The organism is Yersinia sp. Marseille-Q5920 (assembly GCF_946902935.1).
In the GTDB taxonomy this organism is placed as follows: Bacteria; Pseudomonadota; Gammaproteobacteria; order Enterobacterales; family Enterobacteriaceae; genus Yersinia; species Yersinia rochesterensis.
On sequence record NZ_CAMPQA010000010.1, the window covers coordinates 107,192 to 122,104 of the forward strand.

Genomic DNA, 14,913 nt, shown 5'->3' on the forward strand with positions numbered 1-14,913 from the left:
ACCAAAAAATAAGCCTATTCTTGATTTCTAACCCTCCGAATTACATGTTGTTATTAAGTTCTCGATGGTTATCCCTCATCCATTGCGCCAGAGAGTCCAGTGTTGGCTTTAATGTTTGTCCTAAAGAGGTAATCTCATATTCAACACGTGGCGGCACTTCGGCATAAATTGTGCGGCGGACCAACCCACGTTGCTCGAAAGCCCGCAGTTGTCGGGTCAGCTCTTTTTGGGTAATAGGGGCAATCGCCCGCTGTAGCTCGCCAAATCGAATCGGGCCAGCAGTCACGATCAAACGATAGAGAATAGGAATTGCCCACTTCCCGGCAATAAGCTCAACGAATTGCACCATTGGGCACTTTTCTTCCGCGCGAACTCCATCGGATAGCGATTTATTTTTAGCTGCGAGGGGCTGATAAGCTGTCATTACGTTCCTGTTTCATCCTTAGTATCAAATTGGTACCTACTATACTTTAGATACTTTTGTATTAAAAATAGTCTTCCATTGCTCCCAATAGGAAGGCTCATCATGAATCGTTTGAAAGATAAGTATGCATTGATTACCGGTGGTACTAGCGGTATCGGGTTAGAAACGGCGCGCCAGTTCTTGGCCGAGGGGGCAACTGTCGCGATTACCGGCCGAAATGAAGCCGCATTGCAAGCGGTACATGCCGAACTCGGAGAGCATGTTTGGCTATTAAAAAGTGATGCCCGCAATATCGCCGACCAATCAAAACTGGCGGCTAAACTTGCTGAAAGCTGGCCACGTTTGGATGTTGTTTATATCAATGCTGGTGATGTGACTCACAATCTAATAGAAGAGTGGGATGAAGCTAGCTTTGAACGAGTGATATCAACCAATCTAAAAGGCCCTTTTTTCCTGTTGCAATCATTGCTTCCACTGCTGGCTAACCCCGCTTCTGTCATTCTTTGCGGTTCAGCAAGTGTCCATATTGGTTTGCCCCAAAGCAGTGTGTATGCCGCCAGCAAGGCGGGGTTGCTTTCTCTTGCGCGCACCTTATCCGGCGAGTGGGCTGCAAGAGGAATTCGGGTTAATGGGTTAAGCCCAGGGCCGACACAAACTCCGGCCCTGCAAAAGCTAGGGTTATCAGGGAGTGAAGAAGAAAAACTGACAGATCAAATTCGCCAGTTAGTGCCGATTAAACGAATGGGAACACCGGCTGAAATTGCGCACGCAGCAGTATTTCTGGCTTCGGATGAATCCAGTTTCGTGGTCGGAACGGAGTTTCGGGTCGATGGCGGCGTCAGCAGTCTTTAGAGGGTTATGACTGACAAGAATTAGGTGGGGATTGAGGCCTATTTTTGAAATAAAACATTAAAGTTAGAAAATATCGTGAAGGCTGCAATCATAATTATTGGGAGAGGCCCTATTTAATAGGATAAAAGGGGCATTTTCTGCCCTCCCCAACCCGGCGAAACAGGGCTGAATATTGTGGCCGCGGATATAAAACAATCGGCATCGGGTTGGGCTATGAGCACCAACCCGCGTTAGCCGTATTAAGATGTTTGAACAAAACGGTCAAGTTGCCTGCGCAATTGGTCGTTTTCTTTCTTGAGCTGTTCAATTTTCTCCAGCAGAGTCAAGGTCATGGCGACACCTGACCAGTCCAGATCCAACTCATTTTGCAAGCGCCGGGCGCGTTTAAGACAGTTCAATGCATCCGCATCAAAAATCCAAACTCTGTCTGTCGGCTCTAACGGCACAATCACACCCAGCCCGACGACCTCGACCAATTCATCCTGCATTATCCCCGTTGACTGGCATAATTCAGTTAGGGTGTAGGTAATTTCTATTTCAGCCATAATCTGTTACTCCCACCCAGTCCGAGGATTAAATGCCGCCTGCTCTGACAGTTGTTGCCAAAGCGCCCGCGTTTTCTCGTCTGGTTTCGGTGGCATGACCACTTTGAGGATTGCGTACAGATCGCCAGTTCCTTTTTTGCTGACCAGACCTTTGCCTTTAATGCGCAACCGCTGACCACTTTGGCTACCCGCCGGGATGGTTAAGGCAATTTTCCCCGTCAGGGTCGGCACCTCAACACTGGCCCCCAATGCCGCTTCCCATGGGGCTAGCGGTACGACTATTTGTAAATTCTGCCCATCAATATCAAACAACGGATGTGGTGCAATACGAATAATTAGGAATAAATCACCATTGGCCCCGCCTGCAATACCCGGTGCCCCCTGCCCTTTAAGGCGAATGCGCTCACCATCACCCACACCGGCAGGAATTTTTACTTTCAATGTCTTCGCGGTTTCAGCACCTGGGAAGCCCGATTCATCAATGGTCGGTATTTTGTAAGAGATCGAGCGAGTTTGTTCAGCTAACGTTTCTTCTAAAAAGAGGGGTAATTCCATCTCAAGATCCTGCCCACGCACTCCATGAGATGCCCGATGAGATGAGTGTTGAGCTGAAGAAGCGCGGTGACCAAAGAAGGATTCGAAAAAGTCAGAGTAATCGTGAGCGCCGGCACCGGCACGACTGTGCCATTGTTGACCACCCGCGGCCTGTCGTTGATCAAACTGATGTTGGCCAAACCTAGGGTCATTACGGTGCAATCTTAATTCGTCATACTCAGCTCGCCGCTCGGTATCCTTTAATACTTCGTAAGCCTCGGCAACTTCTTTAAACTTACTCTCAGCATCAGCTTCAGAACTGACATCCGGGTGATACTTACGGGCCAGCCTGCGATAGGCTGTTTTAATTTCTTTTAAGGAAGCCGTGGGCTCGAGGCCCATAACAGCATAATAGTCTTTGAATTCCATGCGGTTATATCCTTACATTCAATGTTCAATTAGGTATATCCCCAGCAGACTTAGATAAAACCTATTTATGTCTATTTTAAATTTTTTCAACCCCATCAAGTGGGTAAACCTAACAGTAAACTATAGCGGTAACTGCTTACTTGTGGGTGATCGGCCTCTATTTGCGTAAAATTATTCTGATATTGTTTGTACGTCACCAATCATATAACCGATCCGTAGATTTACTGGCCACTGGCAGGGTTCTTTTCTGGTTAACCTGCTTCACCGAGGAACGAACAACTAATTTGCCAGGCAACAGGGTATTACTGAACGGAGCATCTGGCCGCAATATACGCCGTTGTAATAGCTGGATAGCTTCCGCCCCCAGCTCATCGCGCGGGACATGCACCGCCGTGAGTGGAACATCATGGATTTCAGCCAAATTAAAACCATCCATACTCATGACCGACACACTCTCTGGCACGTTTATATTCAATTTATTCAGCGCATTAACAGCACCAACCGCCATATAATCGCCCCCCGCCAAGATAGCCGTCGGCAGCTGGCTCTTATCCTCACAGCTGGCCATAAAGGCGGTGATTGCTTGCTCGGCTTCTTCTGCGCCAAAACCATGAGTGGTCACCAGATGCTGGTTATCATCAAAATGCATATTATTGCTGGCGAATGCCTCTTTAATTCCCACCAGCCGCAACTCCATGGTGTTACGCCGCAAACACTGCAAGGTTAAAATACGCCGATGCCCCTGTTGTATCAGATAGTTGGCAGAAAATTCGCCGATCAATTGGTGATCAGGAGACACACTGTCCAGTGACATTTCTTTGTCGCGGCAATTTATTAATATCGACGGCTTATGCACACCAGCCGCTAAGGTATGAACCCGTGGGTCATCGATGCCAATAATAATTGCCGCTTCCGTCTGCGGATGGGTCATTTTTTCCAGGAATAGGGAAATATCGCAGTGAGTTTCAGATAACCCGCAGTAGCGAATCATTACCTCATGTTGACTGACCGCTTCAGTTATTCCCTGAATGACTTTGTAGTAAAAGATATCAGTGCGCACATCAAAAGCCCGGTGTGGCGCAAATACCATAATGTTATTGAGCATTAACCGCCCGCTAGATAAATTCTGTAAAATTCCCTGCGACTGCGCATAGGCCATAACCCGCTGTTTTGCTTTCGCACTGGTATTCGCTTTGCCGGCTAACACTCTGGATACTGTGCTAATTGAAAGGCCAGTCTGATTAGCTATTTCTTGTATTTTTAGCTTTCCATTCATTTTGTGATCTCTCTCAAATTAGCAAATGAAAAAATTTTCATGACCAGTAAATCCCTTATTCAGGGCGTTACCCAATACAAATGCTGAAATATTATTCAGCTTATGAAAATACTTTCAAAAAAATGCGTATTAAAGCCAATTTAAGCTAGTTACCTTGTTTTAACCAAAATAATCAAGATTTGGTAAACCAATTTTAAAAACTTATCAGTCCGGTTATTTTTGATTAAAAATAAAAACACTACTAATATCAAATCTTTAAACTTTATTGGCCTATTTTAGTGTGAGAGGAATCACATTAAAACTCAGCTTAATCTTAATAACCAAAAATGGATCTTACCAAAATAATAAGTTGGTCCGGTTAATTTGCTACCGACTAATACTTTACTACCAACTGGCACCAGGAGGCAGGGATGAGTGTTGAGATTAATCAATCCGCAAAAGTTGTTGGGCGACGGAAAATAAAATCATTACGCTGGTGGATGCTGGCGCTATTTCTACTTGGGGTCACTGTTAACTATATTACCCGTAACTCGCTGGGTATCCTCGCCCCTGAGTTAAAAACCAGTCTGAATATGACCACTGAACAATATTCGTGGATAGTGGCATCATTCCAGTTGGCTTACACCGTATTTCAGCCGCTCTGTGGCTGGTTAATTGATGTCATCGGTTTGAAGATGGGGTTCCTGATCTGCGCCAGTGTTTGGGCGGTGGTGTGTATGATGCACGCCGGAGCGGGCACTTGGTTCCAACTGGCCGTACTGCGTTTCTTTATGGGCAGTGCTGAAGCCGCCGCCACACCGGCAAACGCCAAAGCTATTTCGGATTGGTTCCCGAAAAAAGAGCGCCCGATTGCAGCGGGCTGGGCTGGCGTCGGCTTCTCTATCGGCGCAATGTTAGCGCCACCGATTATTGTATTGGCCCATGTTGCCCTCGGCTGGCAAGGTGCATTTCTCTTCTCCGGTGCCTTAGCCATGGTGTGGGTGCTGTTATGGTGGCGTTTTTATCATTCACCAGATACCCACCCCAATCTGAGTAAAGAAGAGTTTGAACTGATTCATCAGGATAATGAGCCAGTATTACCACGGCTGCCGTTCCTGAAATCCTTAGCTATCCTCAGCAAAAACAAAAAATTCTACGGCATTGCTATCCCCGCATTCTTGGCAGAACCGGCATGGGCCGTGTTTAGTTTCTGGGTTCCGCTGTATTTGGCGACCGAGCGCGGCATGGATTTGAAGCAAATCGCCATGTTCGCCTGGCTGCCCTTCCTCGCGGCAGATATCGGGAGTGTTGCCAGTGGCTACTTAACTAAACTCTATCAAAAATGGTTTGGTTGCAGCCGCGTTAACTCGGTGGTGGCCAGTTCAGTCACCGGCGCCTTCATGATGGTCTCACTGGCCTTTGTTGCCATTACCCAAAGCCCCTATCTGGCGATTGCATTAATCTCGATTGGCGGCTTTGGTCATCAGGTTATCTCCTGCATGCTCAGCGCATTAGTAGTTGAATCTTTTGATAAAAATCAGGTTGCTACTGTCAACGGGCTACGGGGTTCTTCGGCCTGGATAGCCAGCTTCCTGTTTACTTTATTAATCGGTGCCGTGTCCGACACCATCGGCTTTAACCCACTATTTATCGCCATGGGCTTCTTCGATTTGATTGGTGCCGTGTTCCTGGTCTCCCTGTTTGCTGAGCGCCGTAATAAAACCCAACCGGCCGCCTGATGCGATACCTTTAAGAGATAAACTAAGATGAAAACATTAAAAAACTGGTCATTAATCAATGAATATCCTGACCACCTGGAACTACTGGTCGATGACCGTCATATATTTTGTCTGTATGTATTAGAGCCAAACCTCTGCCGCGTGTTGATTAAACGCAATGGCGAGCTGGCACTGAACCGCACCTGGAGCATCGCGCCAGAAGGAGATGTTCCGTGGTCTGGGCGTGATCGCCTGAGTCTGGCGGGTTTCTCCGTGCCGGGTTATCAGTTGCAGCGCCATGAACAACAATTGATAGTGACCACCGACTGCTTGCGAGTCACTATTCATCAACCGCTGTATTTGGAGTGGGAATATAAAAATCAACACGGCGAATGGCAACCTCTAGCAGCAGATAGACCAACCAGCGCTTATTTACTTAGCCCACAAGGAGAGGCGATTGCTCACTATCAGCGTCGCTATCCTAATGAGCAATATTATGGGCTGGGTGAGAAAGCCGGTGACCTTAACCGGGCCGGTCGCCGTTTTGAAATGCGTAATTTAGATGCCATGGGGTACAACGCCGCCAGCACTGACCCACTTTACAAGCATATTCCGTTCACCATTACTCGCCGCGATGATGTGAGTTTCGGCCTGTTTTATGACAATTTAAGCAGTTGTTGGTTGGATTTAGGTAACGAGATTGATAATTATCATCTGGCTTATCGCCGTTATCAGGCCGAAGCGGGTGACCTTGATTACTATATGTTCCTCGGCCCGAAAGTGCTGGATGTCACTAAAGCCTTTGTTCGTCTGACGGGTAAAACCCAATTTGGCCCGAAATGGAGCCTCGGCTACAGCGGCTCCACCATGCACTACACCGATGCCCCCGATGCACAGGTGCAGTTACAAAAGTTCATTACTTTGTGTCAGCAGCATGATATTCCCTGTGACTCATTCCAGCTCTCATCCGGCTACACCTCCATCAATAATAAGCGCTATGTCTTTAACTGGAATAACGACAAAGTGCCGCAGCCCAAGGTGATGAGCCAGGCGTTCCTGCAAGCTGGTATCAAACTGGCGGCCAATATCAAACCGTGTTTATTGCAGGATCATCATAAATATCAGGAAGTTGCAGAGCGCGGTTTGTTTATTCGTGATGGTGAAACCGGGCTGCCGGAGCGCTCTTCATTTTGGGATGATGAAGGTTCTCACCTTGATTTTACCAACCCCAAAACCGTGGATTGGTGGCAGGAAAACGTCACTAAGCAACTGCTAGAGCTGGGGATTGGCTCCACCTGGAATGATAATAATGAATACGAAGTGTGGGATGGCGAAGCGCAATGTAATGGATTCGGTGAATCCATCGCCATCAAACACATCAGGCCGGTGATGCCTCTGCTGATGATGCGGGCCTCAATGGAAGCTCAACAGGCATTCGCGCCAGAAATGCGCCCATATTTGATATCACGCTCCGGCTGTGCCGGGATGCAGCGCTACGCCCAAACCTGGAGTGGTGATAACCGCACCAGTTGGCAAACTCTGCGCTATAACATCCGCATGGGGCTGGGCATGAGCCTATCTGGGTTGTATAACCTCGGCCATGATGTCGGCGGTTTTTCGGGCGATAAACCGGAAGCTGAATTATTTATTCGCTGGGTACAAAACGGCGTGATGCATCCGCGATTTACCATACACTCATGGAATGACGATAATACTGTCAATGAGCCGTGGATGTATCCCGCTGCCACGCCAATGATTCGCGATGCAATGGCGCTGCGCTATCGGCTATTACCTTACTTTTACACATTACAATGGCAAGCCACTCATGATGATGAGCCGATGTTGCGCCCAACTTTCCTCGATCATGAGCATGATAGCAGCACGTTTAAGGAAAATGACGACTTTATGTTGGGCCGTGATTTACTGGTTGCCAGTGTGGTGGAATCGGGCCAGCGCCAACGTCAGGTCTATTTGCCAGATAATAATGTCGGTTGGTATTGTTTCTATACTGGACAGTGGTATAGCGGCGGGCAAACTATTGTTTTAGAAGCGCCACTGGAGCGCCTACCTCTGTTAGTGCGGGCCGGTGCCGCGCTGCCGCTGTCACGACGTATTGCTTTTGTGAATGCTGCGCAAGATACCCAACGCGAGTTAGTGCTGTACCCGACGAAAGGGGGCGGCCAATCTAGTGGGATGCTGTTTGAAGATGATGGTGAAAGCCACCGCTGGCAGCAAGGTCATGCATTATGGCTGAGCTGGCAGGTGACAACGGATAATCACCGCATTGATATGACTTTCAGCCGCACGGGAAGTTATCAACCCGCCTGGCATGAACTGACAATAACTCTCCCGGAGCACGAGCGCCGCGAGTTGTATATCAACGGGGTTGCCAGTCATACATTGCAGTTAAGTCAGCTTGGTTAATCGACGAAGAAACATACTGCCAGTCATTAGCCGCGGGTTCGATTCTTGAACCCGCTTATTTTTCATATTAATAAACAAAAGCTTAACGCAACAGTTTTAACGCGCTAGTCAATGAGCGCACCCACTTTTCCGGCCCCACTAATCCCAAACCATCCAACTGTTCATCAGCCAAAGAATGTAATGGAAACGCCTTTTCATAATCCTGGTAACTGTGCATCGAGCGCGCAAATGCAGGAAAAGGCACAATCGCCCGCTCATGAGTCGCCGCCAAAGCTTTCAGCAAAACTTCTCTTATCTGTACAGCATTCGCTTGCAAAATAGGTACCGGCAATTTTGAGCTAACATCAATTTCTTTCCCCCCCAAATCGGATAATACTGCTCCCGCCAATTGTGGAAATTTTGCCGCCAGACCAATCCCCACCGCACTAGTGGTATTAGCAATCAAGCCAACCGGAAGCTCAGGATTAACAATAATTGCAATCCGCATTTGTTCTGCCACAGCCATACCCTTTTCCTGATGATTTGTACCCAAGATCTTATCTCTCCGGCGTAGGTAAGTGCTTTCTTTTATCAGCTTCATTCCGCTAATATGGGTAAATCATACCCATACAAAACAATAATCAGGTAGAAAATGCCAACATCATTAATAACGCCGGCAGATATAAAAATTTTAAAACAATTACAGCACACGGGCCGGATGACTAACCAAGAGTTGGCCGATAAAGTGGGGATGGCGACCTCCCCATGTTGGCGGCGGGTGAAGCAGTTGGAAGAAAGCGGCATTATTACCGGTTATCAAGCCAATATTGATCGACGGAAAATAGGGTTGGGGATTTTGGCTTTTATTCGGGTGAAAATTGACAGTCACAATGAAGAAGAAGCGAAGTTGTTTGAAATGCAGGTTGGGGCGCTAAAACCGGTGATTGCTTGCTATGCCGTTGCAGGGGATGCGGACTTTCTGCTGCAAGTGGTGGCCGAGGATCTCGACAGTTTTTCCACTTTCGCGATGTCGGTCATCCGCCGACTTTCGGGGATTAAAGAGATGCAAACGACATTCGTCCTGCGCGAAGTCAAACCACTGGTGAGTTTACCGCTGGAATAAGTCACATTGAAAGGCATCTGCCGATACCTGTTATCTGCTTAATTTTTATTTATCTGCTTATCTGTTGGTCTAGTTTTCTATGCGGCCAGCACTGTATAGAATTTGGAGTGTAGAGAATTTCTATACAGATAACTATACACGTTTGTATGTGGATTCCCGTGAGCAACAATAGCCGTCAAGAGACAACAACAGTGGCCTAGACCTTGCTATGACTGGGTTTTATGGACTTCGGGAGATACTGCGAGACGTTAAGTTGGAGCGGTGAAGGGAACATAACAACAAACCTATCAAATTGTATTTAAACAATTATTAATTTCACTATATTTTTAATACCCCCAATTATACCCCCAGAAGCGTTCACTTGGGTTTGGGGGAATTCACTTTATCGGAAGATAAAACGAAGGTATTTTTCTGGGCATTTTTTACTTAGATTAAATCCAATTATTTACCCTTATAAGAAGGGCCCCCCTTAAGCAGGGTTGAACAATCTATACAATATATTAATTGTGTTTTTTGAAAGCTACTTTGAATGTAAGTTTTATATTAGAGGTGAATAAGATCGGCGTAATCTTTCATGTAATCAATTGAAAGATAAACTGGTTCCAAGTTTGCAGAAACGGGGTAACGTGACCTAAATGCGATCCGAAATTCTTTCTGGTAAGAATAACCAAAATGCTTGGCCATATGTGGAACAGTAAACTTTTTATAATCACGGTAAGGATCATAATATGTAACCTTTCCTTCCATCGGCTCCCTGACTGCCTGAGTAATATTATCCGGGGGAATATCACAGCCCCTAACTTCTGCTCTAATTACTGCCGTCGCTGATCAATTTTCACCCATCGATAGAGTAACTGATTCAAACTCACCTCACCCATATCTCAAATACTCGACAGACATGTCGAACGATATAATTTATGTACATGGCAATATATAACGTTCATCTCTCAGCCCTATCTTTTAGGGACTTGTTAACAAGCATGGCTCATGTTTATATAGCGCTATAATAACCTCAATTTGATTATTTTCATTAATTGCTGGTTTTACGATACCTTCACGCGCAATATTCCATAAAGCTTTCTTACTAAGTGAGGAATCTACCAACAGTGCCTTCGCTGCCGCTATTGCATAATAACCATTCTTACTCTCTTTGGGGGCGCCATAATTCCCTTTACTAATACCTTTAATGAATCCAGCCTCACATAAAGCAAGGAAAGCACTTTTTGGGCAGCCTTTCTTCTGTGATGTGGGCTGTCCTTCAAATGCATACATTGCTTGTTTACCCCATTCATCGCGGATACCCACATCGCCACCTTGCTGGCAGGCCGTCAGAACACCGCCTCCGGCAATATGGCGGCGCTTGATCAGGCCAGAGGGCGCGCGCAGTTTGTCGGCAAAAGCCTGATTACGCTGCCCGATCAGGTGAAATATGTCGGCGAGGGGGCGGGTATAAAAGCCATCACCGGCGGGGATTTAGTGGAAATCGACGGCAAATATGAGAAACAATTCAGCACTTTGATAACCGCCGTGGTGTTGGCGACCAATAACGAGCCGATGAGTTTCACTGAGCGGCAAGGCGGTATTGCCCGACGGCGGGTGATTTTCGCGTTCAACCATCCAGTAAAAGAGGTGGATAAAGATCCGCTGATCGGCGAGAAAATCGCGGCAGAACTGCCGGTGGTGATCCGCTGCCTGCTGGCCGAATTCGCCGATCAGGACAAGGCGCGAAAGTTGCTACTTGAGCAGCGAGATTCACGGGAGGCGATGGGGGTTAAGCGGGATGCCGATCCGCTTTATGGTTTCTGCGCCCACATTGTCGAGCTGGCCGAAGCGGTCGGTATGTATATGGGAACGCTGGCAATTTCCCCTCGCGCCCCACGCATTTATCTGTATCACGCTTATCTGGCTTATATGGAGGCTTACGGCCATCAGCGTTCATTATCATTGACCAAATTCGGCAAAGATTTTCCCAAAGTGATGAAAGAGTTCGGCGCAGAATACAAAAAAGCCAGAACAGACAAAGGATTCCGCTACAACATGGATTTATCCGACACCGCCAATGACTGGCTCCCCGCCCTGGCACTGCCCCACCACCCGCAACCGGAAGAGCCACCCCACTAATTATTTCTCACCTCTGGCTTATTCAGAGTGTTCAGGAATAGATTTAATTAATTGAAATACAAAGATAAAAACTGACTTAATAGTTTACTAATAACTGTTCAGTCAGTATTCATATGTGTTCATTAATTCGTGGATGGCAGGTATTAAAAACTGAACACCTGAACAGTTGCTGAAGAGTCTGATGGGGAAGTATTCAGAGAGGGCGAGGCCAGAGTGGGCAAGGGTTATGGGGGTGATTTTGTAGGTTGGTGAAGGGGGTGAATAGTAGGGGGTTGGAGTTGGGGAGTGGGGGAGTCAATTTAGCCCGACCACAATTATCTTAGGAAGGGCCTATACACTAATGAATAACAACAGAATTATTCATCATTATCCGTAGCTTCAAATACTTTAGTCATGATAGTTGAATCAGACATAAAATAAGAAATCTCGTCCGAATCAGCCGCTTCTAACTCTCTCGTTTCCATTGTTGAAAATAACAAATACTCATCAGTATCAGAATTCTCAATTACCGCAGTGACCATCGTGCCAGCACAGGAAATTTCATCTTTGTCACTATTTTCAACTATATTTGTTTGAAAAGTAGAATATGCACTTATTTCGTCACGATCTGAGTTTTCAATCCGCTCAGTAATTATTGTTGCAAGCCCTAAAATTTCATCGTGGTCATCAGTCTCAATAGTGAATGTTCTTGTGGTAACATCCAAAATATTTGTATTTTGGATCGCAACAGACTGTTTCATAGTGATCGTTTCACTATAATTCATAATGTATGGCTTCATACTATCTAACCCCTATTATGTTAGTCATACTAACGGCTGAAAATTAAGTTTTGTTGTATTGACAAAATCATAATAAATTTCTGCATGGAAATATTTTTCAGACTCATGCCAACCGAAGTTGGATATAAAAAACACACAAACCCAAGTAACAATACATATGGAAATTAGTCGATAAAGATACTTTTCAATATTTTTTACCAAACTAGCGATATATCTGACGGCATCTTTTATATCATACCAATCCCTATAAAAAGAAATTGCCAATGCTGCTTTATTGGGATCTTTTTTTAGATCACCAAAGCTAGATTGATAAAATGAACTAATGGCAATAGAGGAAATAATAAATAATGCTAAATTTAATGCATAAAGTGATGAAACCCCCCATAAAGTATAGAGAATCCATGTCATTACCATCGGAGCATTAGAATTGATAATTTCACCTAACAGATACCCAAGAAAACCAAGTAGTGCTAAACCGATAGTGGAGTAGAAAGATACTTTGTTATGTAGTGAGTAGAGTGCCCCCGTAAGCTCCGTAATACGGATTTTTAAAAATTCTTCTTGCCGCTCCCTTTCTTGGTCAGAGATACCGGTTATATGTTCCTTATAAACAGCAACTTTTTCCTCAATCTCACTTGGTTTTACCCGGCTTTGGACCTGATCAAAAGAAAGTTTTTTGTAGCAATCCACATGATATGAATCATCCTTTTTATACAGAGTAAAAAGATAAAAAATAGATTTTCCCCAAGGTAGCGAGAACAGAGAATAACGAGCAGTATCAAGGTCGTTATAGGTCCCAAAATTTTGATCGTTGGAAATATGAAAAAATGGTAGATAATTGAATATCAATAAAAATTTACTCATCATTCAAGTAGTCCACTATAGCTTTAGAAATAATCATACCCGTCTCAAACTCAAGCCATGCCCATTGACCGTTTGCATTCATTTCAAGGAAATACCAAGTACCTTGATTAATAATGAAGTCAAAACAACCAAAATTAATATTATTTTCGGACATGAATTTCAGGCATTTATTATATATATCCTCTGGAAGTTCAAAAATTTCATAACTCACATTATTGTTTTTCTTGCGCCAGTCTATTTTGTTTTCTGATTCAATTTTTACTGAAAATACCTGTTCACATACAAATGTCGCCCGAACTTCATAATCTTTACTAATATATTTTTGAAAATATGCTGGAGAGTATTTCAAACTATCGTTATTGATATTAAGATTATACTCGTTAGTCTGAACATATTCCTTTTTATTATCATAAGAGACTGATCCTATTGATAAAGGTTTAACAATTGCCTTGTGTTCTTCTAAAGCAGAAATTGCTAAATTATCATTAGTAATGACTAAATCAGGAATAATAAAACCAACACGTTGTGCTAAATAAGCCTGAAGAATTTTATTGTCAGCTCTGCGCATGACCGATGGCTTAGATAAACATCGGCCAGAAAAACTCTCAACGATGCCTTCAATAAGCGAATGGCTTTCTTTGTGAGAAAAGGCTTGATACTGGGCGTCAATCACACCAGTAAGATCTTCAGATGCAGGTTTACGGTAGTAAATTGATTTACAGTTAGCTGAATTTAGTTCATCACCAGAACTATCTTTGATTCTAAACCCTGATAAATCGTAACTAATTCTATAGTTTGAACAGTTATCTGTATTTAAACGGAAGAAAGCAATGTCTTTGTATCGTGCCATGATGTAGTCACATGTGCGATCAAAGCTGCTGGTGATGATCAGTATCCGGTTTTTCATCATATCCCTGATTGCAAAGAAGCATTTCCTAAATGATATGTAAAAAACTAAAATTAGCCAATGACAGTGGTAACAGTTTTGACGACCGACTTTAAATATTTGACTCTATTTTGTTGTCTATTTCTTCTAACAGAAAATCGATACTTACCCAGTAGACATACCAACCGCTAACTTCCGGTATTAATAATATTATATAGAGGCGTTTTTACTTTCTGTCTCACAAAATCATCTGTGCCGCCCGGCATTTATAAATTGCTGCTAATTTCTCTCTGGTTTTCTTCTGCGGGCGAGAATCTACAGCTTCCCATTGGGATACAGCGGATTGCGTGGTGCCAAGCAGTTCTGCTATTTCATATTGCGAAAAACCACGGTAGATACGCCATGCTGCCAGCAAACTGACACCATCGTTTACCATGATTTGAACAACCTCATTCGGGATGGTCTGATCATCATCGTTATCAGCAATATAGGGAATATCCTCATACTTTGCATTAGAGATAAGCTGTTGGTATTCGGCAATGGGTAAGACCACAAACTGAGGCTTTCCTGCTTCATCATGAATGTATTGTAGTTTTGCCATCTTATTCACCTTAGTTGAGAAAATAACGCCATGCCTTTGAGGGGAAATCTACTGAGCTAGCCTAATAGGTTGTTGTGGTTCTGCGTTTCACTTCCTGGATCGTACATATCACAGGGGTTCCCTCTATAATCTGAAAAATAATCCTGTAATTCCCCACTCGCATCCGATACTGGCCAGTACCCATCTGTAACTTTTTGATATCCAAATCAACAGCAGGGAAATTTACCAGTTTATTCACTTTTTCACTGATGGATTTTCGATATCTGACATCTATTGAAAGTAATTGCTTAACCGCTTTCCTCGACCAGTCAACCTTGACCATCGTTTCCTCACTTTTATAAGTGATCACATCCGCTGTTATGGTCAAATAGTAGAGCTA

The 14,913-nt window shown here is 44.6% G+C and carries 15 protein-coding genes and 1 pseudogene; 5 read left to right on the forward strand and 11 right to left on the reverse strand.

What is annotated here, in order from left to right:
- Positions 1-40: 40 nt before the first annotated feature.
- Positions 41-424, reverse strand: coding sequence for a winged helix-turn-helix transcriptional regulator (locus OVO64_RS14940; RefSeq protein WP_145510107.1), 384 nt, complete (start codon positions 422-424; stop codon positions 41-43).
- Between the two features lie 102 nt (positions 425-526).
- Here OVO64_RS14940 and OVO64_RS14945 point away from each other — a divergent pair, with 102 nt between their 5' ends.
- Positions 527-1,276: an SDR family oxidoreductase gene (locus OVO64_RS14945; protein WP_038631128.1), complete on the forward strand. Its 750-nt coding sequence runs from the start codon at positions 527-529 to the stop codon at positions 1,274-1,276.
- 239 nt (positions 1,277-1,515) lie between these two features.
- On the opposite strand, the gene cbpM is transcribed toward OVO64_RS14945, so the two are convergent.
- The 3 genes from cbpM to OVO64_RS14960 all read right to left on the reverse strand — a co-directional run bounded on the left by cbpM (position 1,516) and on the right by OVO64_RS14960 (position 4,060).
- Positions 1,516-1,821 carry a chaperone modulator CbpM gene (cbpM, locus tag OVO64_RS14950; RefSeq protein WP_038631126.1) on the reverse strand — a complete coding sequence of 102 codons (306 nt, stop codon included), beginning with the start codon at positions 1,819-1,821 and terminating at the stop codon, positions 1,516-1,518.
- A gap of 6 nt (positions 1,822-1,827) precedes the next feature.
- Entirely contained in the window at positions 1,828-2,784 is a 957-nt protein-coding gene (gene cbpA / locus OVO64_RS14955; protein WP_038631124.1) for a curved DNA-binding protein, read from the reverse strand.
- A 193-nt stretch (positions 2,785-2,977) separates the two neighbouring features.
- A complete protein-coding gene (locus OVO64_RS14960; RefSeq protein ID WP_050292099.1) occupies positions 2,978-4,060 on the reverse strand; it encodes a LacI family DNA-binding transcriptional regulator in 1,083 nt (360 codons plus the stop codon).
- 410 nt (positions 4,061-4,470) lie between these two features.
- Between OVO64_RS14960 and OVO64_RS14965 the strand changes: the two genes are divergently transcribed.
- Together OVO64_RS14965 and OVO64_RS14970 are read left to right on the forward strand one after the other, a co-directional pair.
- Entirely contained in the window at positions 4,471-5,778 is a 1,308-nt protein-coding gene (locus OVO64_RS14965; protein ID WP_145509971.1) for an MFS transporter, read from the forward strand.
- A gap of 27 nt (positions 5,779-5,805) precedes the next feature.
- On the forward strand, positions 5,806-8,181 hold the full coding sequence (locus OVO64_RS14970) for a TIM-barrel domain-containing protein (RefSeq protein WP_145509972.1): 2,376 nt from the start codon (positions 5,806-5,808) through the stop codon (positions 8,179-8,181).
- 82 nt (positions 8,182-8,263) lie between these two features.
- Here the strand turns inward: OVO64_RS14970 and OVO64_RS14975 are convergent, their stop codons facing one another.
- Complete coding sequence (locus OVO64_RS14975) at positions 8,264-8,686, reverse strand: DUF2000 domain-containing protein (RefSeq protein WP_186377455.1); 423 nt, start codon at positions 8,684-8,686, stop codon at positions 8,264-8,266.
- Positions 8,687-8,812: 126 nt separating this feature from the next.
- Between OVO64_RS14975 and OVO64_RS14980 the strand changes: the two genes are divergently transcribed.
- Entirely contained in the window at positions 8,813-9,283 is a 471-nt protein-coding gene (locus tag OVO64_RS14980) for an Lrp/AsnC family transcriptional regulator (RefSeq protein ID WP_145509973.1), read from the forward strand.
- A 960-nt stretch (positions 9,284-10,243) separates the two neighbouring features.
- Here the strand turns inward: OVO64_RS14980 and OVO64_RS14985 are convergent.
- Entirely contained in the window at positions 10,244-10,582 is a 339-nt protein-coding gene (locus OVO64_RS14985; RefSeq protein ID WP_416371394.1) for a DUF6979 family protein, read from the reverse strand.
- Here OVO64_RS14985 and OVO64_RS14990 point away from each other — a divergent pair.
- A pseudogene (locus OVO64_RS14990) lies at positions 10,583-11,404 on the forward strand (primase-like DNA-binding domain-containing protein); the annotation flags it as partial.
- A gap of 356 nt (positions 11,405-11,760) precedes the next feature.
- On the opposite strand, the gene OVO64_RS14995 reads toward OVO64_RS14990, so the two are convergent.
- From OVO64_RS14995 to OVO64_RS15015, 5 genes are all read right to left on the reverse strand, one after another.
- Positions 11,761-12,183, reverse strand: coding sequence for a hypothetical protein (locus OVO64_RS14995; protein WP_265525519.1), 423 nt, complete (start codon positions 12,181-12,183; stop codon positions 11,761-11,763).
- 24 nt (positions 12,184-12,207) lie between these two features.
- The gene (locus OVO64_RS15000; protein ID WP_219651610.1) at positions 12,208-13,050 is read right to left on the reverse strand and encodes a hypothetical protein; all 843 of its coding nucleotides are present in this window, start codon (positions 13,048-13,050) and stop codon (positions 12,208-12,210) included.
- On the reverse strand, positions 13,040-13,957 hold the full coding sequence (locus tag OVO64_RS15005; RefSeq protein WP_072088414.1) for an MvdC/MvdD family ATP grasp protein: 918 nt from the start codon (positions 13,955-13,957) through the stop codon (positions 13,040-13,042). The genes OVO64_RS15000 and OVO64_RS15005 overlap by 11 nt, the downstream gene beginning before the upstream one ends.
- 214 nt (positions 13,958-14,171) lie before the next feature.
- Positions 14,172-14,534 carry a helix-turn-helix domain-containing protein gene (locus OVO64_RS15010; RefSeq protein WP_050298254.1) on the reverse strand — a complete coding sequence of 121 codons (363 nt, stop codon included), beginning with the start codon at positions 14,532-14,534 and terminating at the stop codon, positions 14,172-14,174.
- Positions 14,535-14,595: 61 nt separating this feature from the next.
- Positions 14,596-14,856: a type II toxin-antitoxin system RelE family toxin gene (locus tag OVO64_RS15015; protein WP_050870883.1), complete on the reverse strand. Its 261-nt coding sequence runs from the start codon at positions 14,854-14,856 to the stop codon at positions 14,596-14,598.
- Positions 14,857-14,913: the final 57 nt, after the last annotated feature.